General features: G+C 64.9%; 10 protein-coding genes and 1 tRNA gene. 4 read left to right on the top strand and 7 right to left on the bottom strand.

Annotated elements, in window-relative coordinates; genetic code table 11:
- Positions 1-99 precede the first annotated feature (99 nt).
- Positions 100-175: transfer RNA gene (locus NX775_RS03715), tRNA-Glu, on the top strand.
- An 81-nt stretch (positions 176-256) separates the two neighbouring features.
- On the opposite strand, the gene NX775_RS03710 is transcribed toward NX775_RS03715, so the two are convergent.
- From NX775_RS03710 to NX775_RS03700, 3 genes are all read right to left on the bottom strand, one after another.
- Positions 257-2,161, bottom strand: a complete 1,905-nt coding sequence (locus NX775_RS03710) for a S8 family serine peptidase (protein WP_258834767.1) — start codon at positions 2,159-2,161, stop codon at positions 257-259.
- A gap of 24 nt (positions 2,162-2,185) precedes the next feature.
- Positions 2,186-2,443, bottom strand: a complete 258-nt coding sequence (locus NX775_RS03705) for a hypothetical protein (RefSeq protein WP_258834766.1) — start codon at positions 2,441-2,443, stop codon at positions 2,186-2,188.
- 85 nt (positions 2,444-2,528) lie between these two features.
- Complete coding sequence (locus NX775_RS03700) at positions 2,529-3,455, bottom strand: hypothetical protein (RefSeq protein ID WP_258834765.1); 927 nt, start codon at positions 3,453-3,455, stop codon at positions 2,529-2,531.
- A gap of 359 nt (positions 3,456-3,814) precedes the next feature.
- On the opposite strand from NX775_RS03700, the gene earP reads away from it, so the two are divergent.
- Both earP and NX775_RS03690 read left to right on the top strand, forming a co-directional pair.
- On the top strand, positions 3,815-4,990 hold the full coding sequence (gene earP, locus NX775_RS03695) for an elongation factor P maturation arginine rhamnosyltransferase EarP (protein ID WP_258834764.1): 1,176 nt from the start codon (positions 3,815-3,817) through the stop codon (positions 4,988-4,990).
- A gap of 107 nt (positions 4,991-5,097) precedes the next feature.
- Positions 5,098-5,673 (top strand): elongation factor P, encoded by a 576-nt coding sequence (locus NX775_RS03690; protein ID WP_183558142.1) that lies wholly within the window; start codon positions 5,098-5,100, stop codon positions 5,671-5,673.
- Positions 5,674-5,898: 225 nt separating this feature from the next.
- Here NX775_RS03690 and ilvD read toward each other — a convergent pair whose 3' ends face one another.
- On the bottom strand, positions 5,899-7,764 hold the full coding sequence (gene ilvD, locus NX775_RS03685) for a dihydroxy-acid dehydratase (RefSeq protein ID WP_258834763.1): 1,866 nt from the start codon (positions 7,762-7,764) through the stop codon (positions 5,899-5,901).
- Between the two features lie 175 nt (positions 7,765-7,939).
- Between ilvD and NX775_RS03680 the strand changes: the two genes are divergently transcribed.
- Entirely contained in the window at positions 7,940-9,532 is a 1,593-nt protein-coding gene (locus NX775_RS03680; RefSeq protein WP_258834762.1) for an amidase, read from the top strand.
- Positions 9,533-9,536: 4 nt separating this feature from the next.
- Here the strand turns inward: NX775_RS03680 and NX775_RS03675 are convergent, their stop codons facing one another.
- The 3 genes from NX775_RS03675 to dbpA form a co-directional block, all read right to left on the bottom strand.
- On the bottom strand, positions 9,537-10,028 hold the full coding sequence (locus NX775_RS03675) for a TssQ family T6SS-associated lipoprotein (protein ID WP_258834761.1): 492 nt from the start codon (positions 10,026-10,028) through the stop codon (positions 9,537-9,539).
- Positions 10,025-11,320, bottom strand: coding sequence for a PEGA domain-containing protein (locus tag NX775_RS24025; RefSeq protein WP_307732056.1), 1,296 nt, complete (start codon positions 11,318-11,320; stop codon positions 10,025-10,027). The genes NX775_RS03675 and NX775_RS24025 overlap by 4 nt, the downstream gene beginning before the upstream one ends.
- A gap of 140 nt (positions 11,321-11,460) precedes the next feature.
- A complete protein-coding gene (dbpA, locus tag NX775_RS03665; protein ID WP_258834760.1) occupies positions 11,461-12,870 on the bottom strand; it encodes an ATP-dependent RNA helicase DbpA in 1,410 nt (469 codons plus the stop codon).
- Positions 12,871-12,889 lie beyond the last annotated feature (19 nt).

The raw sequence follows: 12,889 nt of genomic DNA, 5'->3' as shown, positions 1-12,889 counted from the left end.
GTGGCGGTATGCGAAGTTTGCGACAGTGTTGTGATGTTTTGCGTTGCAGTCAGCAGCATCGGGCAACACCCAGTTGGTAATATGCAGCACCAGTTTTAGGTCCCCATCGTCTAGAGGCCTAGGACATCACCCTTTCACGGTGAGTACCGGGGTTCGAATCCCCGTGGGGACGCCAGACAGAAAGCCGGAGCCGGCCACGAGAGTGGGGCTCCGGTTTTTTTTTCGTCTGCGATAGTGTCGCGCAGTGCTACGTACTTCACCAACCGGACACCCGCAGCGTGCCGAACGGATATGGCAACGCCGGCCCTTGATTCGGCATGCCCTGCTGTTGCATACCCTGATACTGCATGTTGGCCCCGGCTGCGCCGGGCCATCCACCATCATGTGACGACATCGCATGCATGCCAACCGGCGCGCCAAACCCTGCTGCTGTGTTTTGCCACGGCATGGTCTGCTGTGTCGTAGGCAAGCCCAGTGCGACCAGCGCATCGGGCAACCCGTAGCCGATGTGGTTGGGATCATTCAGCGTGACAGGGCGCGCGCTCATCCGTAGAACCTGGAACAATCGTTCGACCCGCTCTGGTGAGCGGGCCTGCATCATCGACCCGAATTCGGGCCTGTGTGCCAGTACGAGGGCGGCAAGGCCCGTCACATGCGGCGCTGCCATCGACGTCCCGTCCCAAGCGGCGAAATTATTTGGCGGCACCGAGGACACGACGGCCACACCTGGCGCGCACACATCGACCTGTGGTCCGAAGCAGCTGAAGCGCGCCGTGAAGTAGCCATACATGTCGATGTCGGCGCCGATGGTTTCGGTATGGTAGCTGTCGGACGGGAATTCGCCGATCTTGCCGATGGCTGCGACGGCCAGCACATGCGGCGACGATGCCGGATATTGCACGGCAGCGGCCGAATTGCCGGCGGCGGCTATGCAGGCAACCCCGGCTTGTTTGGCGCGCACGATCTGGCGCTCGAGCGCCTCGGACGGTGCCGAGCCGCCCAGGCTCATGTTGACGATGTCGATGCCTTGCTCGATGCAGTATTCGAGCGCGTCGATCAGCTGGCTGACTTGGCCGCCGGGAAACAGCTTGCAGACGTGGATTTCGGCCTCGGGCGCGAAGCCGCGGATGCCCCAGGCCGGATCGGTAGCGGCAATTACGCCGGTGCAGTGCGAGCCATGGCCGAGCGTGTCGACATTCCAGGTACTGCGGTCGGTGCGCTTGTTGATGACGTCGAAGCCTCCGTGGATCTCGTTCAGGTTGCCATGCGTGGTGGCAGCCCCGGAATCGATGACGGCCACCTTGATGCCACGCCCGCGATAATGCTGGGGTACCTGATCGAGGCGCATGGCCCGTGCCCCCCAGCCCATGACGTTTTGCTGCGGCAGGCCGCGCAGCGCTGGCCATTCGGCCAGAGGGCGCAGCATGACGACGTTGGCCTCTTGCAGGCTCAGGTCGGGATCGCGCTGGTAGAAGCTCCAGTAATCGGCGCGTGGTTTCACATACAGCCCGCTGATCGTGTGCGCATCGTCGCCATACAGACGCAGGCACGCCACGCCGTCGGCGCCGGTGACGGCGGTGCTGGGCAGTACGCCGCCGAACAGCGAGACCTCGACCTCGGGTAGGGGCGCACCGTCAGTGCCCACCACCGCCAGCAGGAGTTCGCACTGTGGGCCCTGGTAGGGCGTGAGCGAACTGACCAGGTCGGGGCGGCGCAGCATGGGGTCGAGCAGCGCGAGGTGCTGGTCGCGTTCGACAAGCAACTGGCCCTGGCCGCGCTGTAGCAGTTCGCCCGCTTTCTGATCGGTCATGCGTGCGACGACCACGCCTTCGGTGCTGTCGCCCATCGAAGATGGCCCGAAGCCGGCCGTGGTCAGCCCGGCGCGTGGCGTGATGGTGTCGACCACGTCGATATCGGGCATGGCGTCGAGTTTCTGCTGCACCGTTGACAGGCCCAGCGGCGTCATCCAGCTGCTGGTGCCAAATGCGCCGAGCACGGCACGCGGCGCCACCAGGTATTTTTTCTTGCGCTCGGTAACCGGGCGTCCGAGCATCGGGGTGGGGCTGCTGCCGTTATCGGCGCGGGCGTCTCCTGCACCGTCATGCAACTCGTTGGGCGACTGCTGCGAATCGGCAGCACCGCCTTTTGCTTGTTTGGCCATAGTGTGTCCTTTGCCCGGCGCCGCTCAGTCGAACAACGAGAGCGGTTGGTCGGGTTCGATCGTTAACTGACCCAGAGTCTGCTGCCGCAGTCGCTCGGCAGTGCGCGCGTCGGTTTCGACGACCGCCGTGTGTGGCGGGCCGGACGACGGACCGATCAGGTCGACGACCTGCACGCCGGGCTCGGCGCTCAGGGCCGCCAGGAACCGGACGAGTTCGTTGTCGTCGTTCGCAGCGCGCACGATGTAGCGACCGGGAGGGGCAGGGGGCAGGGAAGCCGGCATGGCGGAAACTCCTCGGCGCCAGATCATTGCCGGCAACTGCCGGCAATGATCTGGCTGCGTGTCATGGTGTGGTGTGGGTCATGGCTTAGTGCACGGTTTGCTGGCCGAACTGCCCGGACTGGCCATACTGCGCTTGCTGGCCGGCGAACTGGCCGCTAGGCGGGCCACCAAGCGGACCACCGAGCTGGCCGCCGAACTGCTGCCCGTATGGATCAGCCGATGCGGGGATATAGCGGCCAAGCTGCGCCGCCACATTGCCGATCGCGTTGCCCAGGCCCTGATTGCCCAGTTGCTCACCGATGAAGCCGCCCACCGGCCGTGCATATTGGGTGATCGCATTGCTGAGCCAGCCTTGCGGCGCCAATTGACCGCCTTGCTGCATGATCTGCTGCTGCAGCATGACGGCCTGTTGCTGGACTTGCTGCAGCAGTTGCTGCAATTGCTGCTGCTGTGCCTGCAACTGCTGCAGCTGGAGCATCGGATGTTGCTGCTGCATCTGCTGCTGCACTTGCGGCTCGGCGCCGAGCGGCAATAGCCGGGCATAGCCGGAATAGTCGCTGATCATGTTGCCGAGCTGGCGTTTGCCGGTCAGGTTGCCGATCAGGGCGCCGGCAGGCTTGCCGATCGTGCTGATCAGATTGCCGAAGAAGCCGCCTTGCGGGGTCAACTGCCCTTGCTGTTGCAACTGCTGCATCTGTTGTTGCTGCTGAAGTTGCTGCAGTTGTTGCAGCTGCTGCAGTTGTTGAAGTTGCTGCATCTGCTGAAGTTGTTGCAGCTGTTCCGGATCGATCTGCTGCTGCGCCCCCATGGCAGCGGAGGGATCGACCGAGAACGGCGACAGGTGACCGAGGAAGTTGCCGGCCACTTCGCCAATGCGCCCGCCCGCGCCGCTATTGCCAAACCAGCCGCCGATTCCGCGGCCAACGACGCCGCCGAGCGCGCCGCCGAACATGCTGCCCAGGCCTTGTGGTGCAAACTGTGGTTGACCAAATGGTTGTTGAAATTCATTCATGGTGCTAGCCTCCGGTTGATCGGTCGCGCTGAGCCGGCTTTACATCAGGTGCCTGCCACAAAGGACCGTGTTCATATGATTCGCGCCCCGGCATGACCGGTGGTGCGAGGGAAGGGCAGGATGGCGGCCTTTCGAGGCTGCTTTTCCTGCAGGTAGGCGTTCGACCGGTGCCTGGCGGCGAAGTTTTGGTCTTGTGGCGATGTGGGCAACGTTAAAATCGCGCTTTGCGGTAGCGCAGACGCGCGTCAGAAAGCCCCAATTTTCTTCGCGATGCGCACTGGGGCTTGAGACAAATCACCACGTAAAGTCGGGTAAAATGACGACCCCCGCTTCTGCGCGTCACGGCGCCGCCCGCATCCATGTCTCTGTCTTCCTCCCCGCCGTCGCTGGCGATTTTCTGCAAAGTCATCGATAACTATGGGGACATCGGCATCTGCTGGCGCCTGGCGCGCCAGTTGTGCCACGAGCATGCGCTGGCGGTCACGCTGTGGGTCGATGACTTGGTCAGTTTCCGGCGCATCTGCCCCGAGGTGGCGCCGGCGGCGGCACAGCAAACAATTCAAGGCGTCACAGTGCGCCACTGGCAGGATCAGGATGGCCAGTTCGACGCGCGCGACATCCCCGACGTCGTCATCGAGTTCTTCGGTTGCGAGCTGCCGCCCGACTATCAGCGGGCGATGGCCGCCCGCACGCCGCGTCCGGTATGGCTGAACTACGAGGGCTTGACGGCCGAGGACTGGGTCGAGGGCTGCCACCGCCTGCCGTCGATGCATCCGCGCCTGCCCCTGACCAAGCATTTCTATTTCCCGGGCTTTAATGCGCGTACCGGCGGGCTGCTGCACGAAGCGGGGCTGGACGCGCGCCGTCGTGCGTTCCAGCAGGATGGCGCTGCGGTGACCGCTTTCCTGGCCCGGTTCGGCGTGAGCGCGGCCGAGGCCGCCGGGCGCAAGGTGTCACTGTTCTGCTACCTTGACGCGCCGGTGGCCGCACTGTTCGACACCTGGCGGGGCGGCGCCACCCCTACGCTGTGCCTGGTGCCGGAAGGCGTCGCGCCCGGTCAGGTCGGCGCCTTCCTGGGCGCCACGCCAGTGGCCGGCGCGAGCGCAACCCGGGGCTCGCTGACCGTGCGCGTGCTGCCATTCCTGCCCCAGGCCGATTACGACCTGTTACTGTGGGCCTGCGACGTCAATTTCGTGCGCGGCGAAGATTCGTGGGTGCGGGCGCAATGGGCCGCTCGTCCTTTCGTCTGGCACATTTATCCGCAGGACGAGAATCTGCACCACAAGAAGCTGCGCGCGTTCCTGGCGCTCTACGCGGAGCAGGCGCCGGCACTGGCGGCGTACATGCTCGGCTGGAACGGTGCGCAGCCAATGGACGATCACCGTTCCGCCTGGAATGCACTCGACGCCGCGTTGCCCGACATCGCAGCGCGGGCCGATGCGTGGCGCGAGGCGATACTCGCGCAGGGCGATCTGGTCACGCAACTGCTCGATTTCGTGCGCGATCTGCGGTTTGCCCAGGAAAACAGCGTATAATGCCCGGTTAGTTTCTAACGGATTCCGACGATCAAACGCAGGTCCGGGGCCTTCGGCCCACCAGCCGGCGATGATTTAATGCAACTATCTTTTTACGTAAAATATCTATGAAACCCGCAAAAGAAATTCGTGTTGGCAACATCATCATGGTTGATGAAAAGCCGTTCATCGTGCTGCGTTCCGACGTCAACGGCTCGAGCCGCACGGGCTTCACCTACAAGTGGAAGATGAAGAATCTTCTGACCAATGCACCGCTGGAAAACGTGTTCCGTGGCGATGACAAGTTCGACGTCGTCGTGCTGGACAAGAAGCCAGTGACCTACTCGTACTTCGCCGATCCGCTGTATGTCTTCATGGACGCCGACTACGAACAGTTCGAAATCGAAGAAGAGAACCTGGGCGACGCGCTGCACTACCTGAAAGACGGTATGGAATGCGAAGCCGTGTTCTATGACGGCAAGGCCATCTCGGTCGAACTGCCAACCACGATCGCACGCCAGATCGTGTACTCGGAGCCAGCAGTCAAGGGCAACACGTCGGGCAACGTCCTGAAAGAAGCCAAGATCGAAAACGCCATCGAAGGCAAGCAGCACACCGTGATGGTGCCGTTGTTCGTCAGCGGCGACGACATGATCGAAATCGACACCCGTACCAACGAGTACAAGAAAGTCGTGCGTAACTAAGCTCGGGTTTCTCCATAAAAAAACGCTGCCTCGGCAGCGTTTTTTTATGGGCGGGGCAAACCAATTCGTACCACATCGGATGATGCGGTGACGTAGGGTGGACGGCTTTGCCGTCCACGCGTTCAATCAAGCCCATCGAACCACGCGATTTCACACAGCGCCGTTTTGGTTTGAACGCGTGGACGGCGTAGCCGCCCACCCTACAGCCAGCTGTACCAACCAACCCTACTTGCGGCGCAATTGCGCCAGATCCCGCACCGCGCCGCGATCGGCCGACGTGGTCAGCGCCGCATACGCTTGCAACGCCTGCGACACATAACGCTCGCGCCCCAGCGGCAACCAGGCATCCGCACCCAGCGCATCCATCGCCGCGCGGCGGTGCGCCAGTTCCTCGGTCGTCACGCGCAGGTTGATGGTGCGCTCGGGGATGTCGATGTCGACCATGTCGCCTTCCTGCACCAGTCCGATGGCGCCGCCTTCGGCCGCTTCGGGCGACGCATGCCCGATCACCAGCCCCGACGAACCGCCCGAGAAACGGCCATCGGTAAACAATGCGCAGGCTTTGCCCAGGCCCTTGGATTTGATGTACGAGGTCGGGTACAGCATCTCCTGCATACCCGGTCCGCCTTTCGGGCCTTCGTAGCGAATGATGACGACGTCGCCGGCCACCACGTTGTCACCCAGGATCGCTTCGACCGCTGCATCCTGGCTCTCGAACACGCGCGCCTTGCCCGAGAATTTAAGGATGCTTTCGTCCACGCCGGCCGTCTTCACGATGCAACCCTTTTCGGCGATATTGCCGTACAAGACCGCCAGGCCGCCATCCTTCGAATACGCGTGCTCGCGGTCGCGGATGCAGCCCATGGCGCGGTCGAGGTCGTTCTTTTCGTAGCGCTCGGCTTGCGAAAACGCCACCTGGGTCGGCACGCCGCCCGGCGCTGCGCGGAACCACTGGTGCACGGCCTCGTCGGTGCTGACCGCGATATCGTACTTTTCGATGGCTGCCGCCATCGTCGGGCTATGGATCGTTGGCAGCGATGTGTCGAACAGGCCGGCGCGCGCCAGTTCGCCCAGGATCGAGAAGATGCCGCCGGCGCGGTGCACGTCTTCGATATGGTATTTGTCGGTCATCGGCGCGACCTTGCACAGGCAGGGCACCAGGCGCGAGATGCGGTCGATGTCGGCCATCGTGAAGTCGACTTCGGCTTCGTGCGCGGCGGCCAGCAGGTGCAGCACGGTGTTGGTCGAACCGCCCATCGACACGTCGAGCGCCATCGCGTTCTCGAACGCGGTCTTGGTCGCGATCGAACGCGGCAGCACCGAGTAGTCGTCTTCCTCGTAGTGGCGCTTGGCGGTCTCGACGATCAGGCGGCCGGCGCGCAGGAACAGTTCCTTGCGGTCGGCGTGGGTCGCGACGATCGTGCCATTACCCGGCAGCGCCAGGCCCAGCGCCTCGGTCAGGCAATTCATCGAGTTGGCCGTGAACATGCCCGAGCACGATCCGCAGGTCGGACAGGCCGAGCGCTCGATCTCGGCCACGTCGGCGTCCGACACGGTCGCGTCGCCGGCCTTGATCATCGCATCGATCAGGTCGAGCTTGATGACCTTGCGTTCGTTGTTCACGACCTTGATGACCTTGCCGGCTTCCATCGGGCCGCCCGAGACGAACACGGTAGGAATATTCAGGCGCATTGCGGCCATCAGCATGCCGGGCGTGATCTTGTCGCAGTTCGAGATGCAGACCATTGCGTCGGCGCAGTGCGCGTTGACCATGTACTCGACCGAGTCGGCGATCAGATCGCGCGAGGGCAGCGAGTACAGCATGCCGCCGTGGCCCATCGCGATGCCATCGTCGACCGCGATGGTGTTGAATTCCTTGGCCACGCCGCCGGCCGCTTCAATCTCGCGTGCGACCAGCTGGCCCAGGTCTTTCAGGTGGACGTGGCCCGGTACGAACTGGGTGAACGAATTGACCACGGCAATGATCGGCTTGTCGAAGTCGCCGTCTTTCATGCCGGTGGCGCGCCACAGGGCACGGGCGCCTGCCATATTGCGACCCTGGGTCGTGGTGTGTGAACGGTAAGTCGGCATGGCAATCTCCCAGAATAATGCAAAAACAATGATTGGATCAGGGTGACGGCTGGCGCTGGATTTGTCCAATATATGATCGACTCGTCTGTGAGTCGTTTCGCCTATCACAGCCGGGCAGTCCGCCTGTCACGTTGCTGCTATGCTATTGCTTGGCCATTTGACGGAGCACACAGGCATGGAGCGCAGGGATTTTGTACGAATGGGGGTGGCCGGGACAGTATCCGGTACCGTTGCCGGCACGAGCATGCTGGCACATGCCGCGCCATCGAAAACGGCGCCGGCCGCCATCCTCGAGGCCGGCGTCCACGCACAGGCGCAGGCCATGCGCGCCGGCAAGTTGACGGCGCACGAGCTGGCCTCGCGTTACCTGGCCCGCATCGCGGCCGTCGACCGCGCCGGCCCGCGCCTGCGCTCGGTCATCGAAATCAATCCCGATGCGCTCGAGATCGCCCGCGAGCGTGACCGCGAACGCAAGGCCGGCAAGCTGCGCGGCCCGCTGCATGGCATTCCGGTCCTGCTGAAAGACAATATCGCCACCGCCGACAAGATGAGCACGACGGCCGGCTCGCTGGCACTGGATGGCGTCAAGGCCCGGCGCGATGCTCACATCGTGGCCCGCCTGCGCAATGCCGGGGCGGTCATCCTCGGCAAGACCAATCTGTCGGAATGGGCGAACATGCGCTCGACCCGCTCGACCAGCGGCTGGAGCGGGCGCGGCGGCCTGACGCGCAATCCGTATGCGCTCGACCGCAACACGAGCGGCTCGAGTTCCGGCTCGGCCTCGGCAATGGCCGCCAGCCTGGCCACGCTGGCCGTCGGCACCGAAACCGATGGCTCCATCGTCTCGCCCGCGTCAACCTGCGGCATCGTCGGCATCAAGCCGACGCTGGGTCTGGTCAGCCGCAGCGGCATCATTCCCATCGCGCATTCGCAGGACACGGCCGGGCCGATGACGCGCAGCGTGGCCGATGCCGCACTGCTGCTGGCGGCGCTGGCCGGCGCGGATCCGCAGGATGGCGCCACGTCGCGCGCGCCCGTCATCAATTATGCGAACGCGCTCAACAAGGATGGCTTGCGCGGCAAACGCATCGGCGTGGCGCGCGACTTTTTTGGCGGGCACGATGGTGTGAATGCGCTGATCGAGAAGGAGCTGGGTGTACTCAGGGCACAGGGCGCGGTGCTGGTCGATGTGACGGTGCCCAATACCGACAAATACGGCGCGTCCGAACTGACCGTGCTGCTGCACGAATTCCGGCCCGACCTCGAAGCGTGGCTGGAGGCGTACGCGCCGCATGCGCCGGTCAAGACCATGGCCGACATCATCGCGTTCAACCAGCGCAACGCGGCGCGGGAGATGCCGTTCTTCGGCCAGGAACACCTGATCGCGGCGCAGGCAGCCGGCGGCCTGCAGGCGCGCGACTACGTGAAAGCGCTGGCCAACAACCAGCGCTATTCGCGCGACAAGGGGATCGACCAGGTGCTGCGCGCGTACAAGCTCGACGCGCTGGTGGCGCCGACCGGCGGGCCGGCCTGGCTGACCGACACCGTCAACGGCGACCATTACGGCGCGAGTTTTTCGTCACCGGCAGCGGTGGCCGGCTATCCCCACATCACGGTGCCAGCGGGCTTTATCCACGGCTTGCCGGTCGGGCTGTCGTTCGTTGGCACGGCGTGGAGCGAGCCGGCGCTGATCGGGATGGCGTACGCCTACGAGCAGGCCAGCCGGCGCCGCCGCGCGCCGACTTACCGGGCGCGCGTCAGCGTCTGAACGGTCAACGGCGCGCCGCCGCCTTGGCCTGGCTGAACACCGGCCCCCACAGCGGGTGGCCGTGTTCGCCGGGGCTCAGATCGAACGCCGGATCGAGGCGAAAAGCGGCGTCGAACGTCTCGCGGCACAGCGCCTGGCGCCCGCTCACGCAATAGCTGAACGCCGTGTACTTGGCGGCCGACAGGCGTTCGCGTGGGTTGCCGCTTTTCATGTCGGCGCTGCTCAAGCGCCGGATCGCGCCGTTGTAGTCGCCGTCGTTGTAGAGCGCGATGCCTTCGCGCAGCGCGACATCGCTGCGGTCGACCGTGCCGGCAGCGGGGCGGTTCGTGCGGTCCGCGCGCTGGGCGCGTTCGGCGCGCGGGCGCGCATCGTCGGCACGCGGGTGGGCGCGTGCGGCTTCCTTGCCGCCCAGTGCCGGGCCGAATTCGGCGCAGCCTGTCGCCATCACGGCGATCAGCGCCGCGGCCGGCAGGTGTTTCATGAAAGGGGTACTCAAGGCGTTTTCTCCTCGGTGAAATCAAGTTCGATGGTGCCGTTCTGGCCCTCGACCGATTGTACGGTCACGGTATGCTCGGGAAAGCCCGGATTGACGATGCGGATCGTGTGCTCGCCCGGCGGCAGCGTGATGTGCTTGAGCGGAGGCGTCGCGCCGCGCTCGACGCCATCGACGACGATCGTCCCCCACGGCTGGATCAACAATTTATAGGTGGTGCCGGCGATGGCCGCTTCGGGCGGCGTGCCTTGTGGCGCCAGGCGCACTGCGGTAGGTGGCACGGCGACGTCCGGTTTGGCCGGCGGCGGGGTGGTCGTGGCTGCGCGCGGTTCGGTCTCGTCGATGACCGGCGCGTCGGGTTGCGCCGGTTCTTCGGCGAGCGTGACCAGCGGCGCCGGGGCAGCTGCCGGAGCAGCTGCCCCGGGCGTTGCCGGCAGCGCGGACCTGTCTTTCATGGCACTCAGGTCGGCCTGGGGCATCAGTGCGAACAAGGCTGCCAGCGCGGCCAGGATCAGGATGATGGCGCCGATGATCAGCGGCCAGCGTGTCCTGGTGCGCCGGGCAGCGACCGGCGTTGGGGCGGGCGCCATCGGCGTCGATGCATTGGCGGCGGCGCGCATCGGCAGCGGACCGGGGGCGGGGGTAGGGGGTGGCGCTGCCGGTGCTGGCTTTGGCGCCGCCACCGGTTCAGGCGCGCGGACAGGTTCTGGCTTCAGCGGCGGTGCTGGCGTCGGGGCTGGCGTCGGTGCAGGCGCTGGCGTTGGCAGCGGCATGACCGGCGTCACGGGCTCGTCGTCGATCGGCGGCAGCGACATGGCAGGCTTCGGCGCAATCACGGCAATGCCCAGCAGGCCGCGCATCTGCTCGATGGTTTGTGGCCGCACGGCCGGATCGGGTGACAGGCAGCGGTCGAGCGCCGCGAGGAAACCCTCGCTGTATTCAGTCAGGCCCAGCGTGCGCAGTTGCGCGACCGGCGCCAGTTCCTGCGAAATCGCGTAATGCATCACGGCGGCCAGGTCGTACAGGTCACGCGCTTCGTAGTCGGCCGGCACGGCGGTGTCGGGCAACTCGCTGTAACCCGGCACCAGCATCGGGTCGCCGGCCTCAAGGATGTGCAGGCTGTCGGGCGTGATGCGGCGGTGTGGCACGTTCATGCCGTACTGGACTTCGAGCGATTGCAGTACTTGGCGGATGATGCGGCGGCACCATGGCTCGCTGACCATCTCGTGGTTGTACTCGACGATCTCGCGGACCGTGCGGCCGTCGAGTTGCTGCGGGGGCGTGCTGGGGTTCATGGCATCTTGCCGGTCGCCGCTTGCGCGGGCCGAACGAATGTTTATTTATTGCAAATAATGCCAGATTTGTGAGGAAGACGGTACCCCCATCTTAAGCGTGCGCGGAAGATGGGGTGGCAAATGCGCTGCCGCGCAACCGTTCAGGCGTCGAGAAAACGCATCTTGAACCAGCGGCCCTTGATGACGCCAAAGCCCGGTCCCGGCGCATCGCCTTCGCCCAGGCGCTTGACGGCGGCCTGCGCCACGCTGCGCTCGAGCGCGACGTAGCTGTTGAATTCGCCGATATTGATCTTGCCAACCTGGTCTTTCGTCAGGCCGGCGTCGCCGGTCAATGCGCCCAGCAGGTCGCCCGGACGCAGCTTGGCCTTCTTGCCGCCGGCAATCACCAGCGTGACCATCGGCGCTGGCGCGGCCGGTTCTGCGTCGTCACCGAGCGCAGCCAGGCTTTCCCAGACGGCCGGCTGGTCCTGGTACTGCTCGATCAGGCCAACCCATTTCTTTTCGTTCGGCGCGCACAGGGTGTGCGCCATGCCGCTGCCGCCGGCACGGCCGGTGCGGCCAATGCGGTGCACATGGACTTCGGGGTCTTTCGACACGTCCACGTTGATCACGGTGTCCAGGTCGGCGATATCCAGACCGCGCGCGGCGACGTCAGTGGCCACCAGTACTGAGCAGCTGCGGTTCGCAAACAGCACCAGGATTTCATCGCGCTCGCTCTGTTCCAGTTCGCCGTACAGCGCGCGCGCCGAAAAGCCTTGCGCCTGCAGGGCATCGGCCAGTTCGCGGCAGCGCGCCTTGGTATTGCAGAAGGCCAGCGCCGACACCGGACGGTGATGCCGCAGCAGGCGCCCGACCGCATCTTCGCGGCCTTCGAAGCCGATCTCATAAAAACGCTGGTCGATCTGCTCGAAGCTGTGCTTGCCCTCGACCTTCACTTCCAGTGGATCGCGCAGGAAGCCTTGCGTGGCAAAGCGGATATCGTCCGGGTAGGTGGCCGAGAACAGCAGCGTCTGGCGATGTTTCGGCGTGGCCGACACGATGCCCGCGATCTCGTCGTAGAAGCCCATGTCGGTCATGCGGTCGGCTTCGTCCAGCACCAGCGTCTGCACGTTGGCCAGGTCGAGCGTCGCGCGGCCCAGGTGGTCGCGAATGCGGCCCGGCGTGCCGACGACGATGTGCGCGCCGTGCTCGAGCGACGCGATTTGCGGGCGCATCGACACGCCACCGGTCAGCGTCAGGATCTTGACATTGCCCACGCCGCGCGCCAGCCGGCGCAGTTCACCGGCGACCTGGTCGGCCAGTTCGCGCGTCGGGCACAGCACCAGGCCCTGAATGGCGAACCAGGCCGGATTGAGCTTGTGCAGGATGCCGATGCCAAATGCGGCGGTCTTGCCGCTGCCGGTCTTGGCCTGGGCGATCAGGTCGCTGCCAGCCAGGACGGACGGCAGCGTTTCCGCCTGCACCTGCGTCATGTGGTCGTAACCGAGGGTGGTCAGGTTGGCGAGAAATTGCGGCGTGAGGGCCAGCGAAGTAAACGAATCGGATTGCATGGAAGCCTCCAGCCGGCAG

This window comes from Massilia aurea (assembly GCF_024753205.1).
Lineage (GTDB): Bacteria > Pseudomonadota > Gammaproteobacteria > Burkholderiales > Burkholderiaceae_D > Telluria > Telluria aurea.
This window is presented reverse-complemented; position numbering and strand designations above follow the sequence as displayed.

Bases quoted from the DNA above. Each gene is read 5' to 3' on its own strand.
- ilvD (WP_258834763.1), bottom strand. From the start codon at position 7,764: ATGCCGACTTACCGTTCACACACCACGACCCAGGGTCGCAATATGGCA.
- NX775_RS03705 (WP_258834766.1), bottom strand. From the start codon at position 2,443: ATGCCGGCTTCCCTGCCCCCTGCCCCTCCCGGTCGCTACATCGTGCGC.
- earP (WP_258834764.1), top strand. From the start codon at position 3,815: ATGTCTCTGTCTTCCTCCCCGCCGTCGCTGGCGATTTTCTGCAAAGTC.
- dbpA (WP_258834760.1), bottom strand. From the start codon at position 12,870: ATGCAATCCGATTCGTTTACTTCGCTGGCCCTCACGCCGCAATTTCTC.
- NX775_RS24025 (WP_307732056.1), bottom strand. From the start codon at position 11,320: ATGAACCCCAGCACGCCCCCGCAGCAACTCGACGGCCGCACGGTCCGC.
- NX775_RS03700 (WP_258834765.1), bottom strand. From the start codon at position 3,455: ATGAATGAATTTCAACAACCATTTGGTCAACCACAGTTTGCACCACAA.
- NX775_RS03710 (WP_258834767.1), bottom strand. From the start codon at position 2,161: ATGGCCAAACAAGCAAAAGGCGGTGCTGCCGATTCGCAGCAGTCGCCC.
- NX775_RS03680 (WP_258834762.1), top strand. From the start codon at position 7,940: ATGGAGCGCAGGGATTTTGTACGAATGGGGGTGGCCGGGACAGTATCC.
- NX775_RS03690 (WP_183558142.1), top strand. From the start codon at position 5,098: ATGAAACCCGCAAAAGAAATTCGTGTTGGCAACATCATCATGGTTGAT.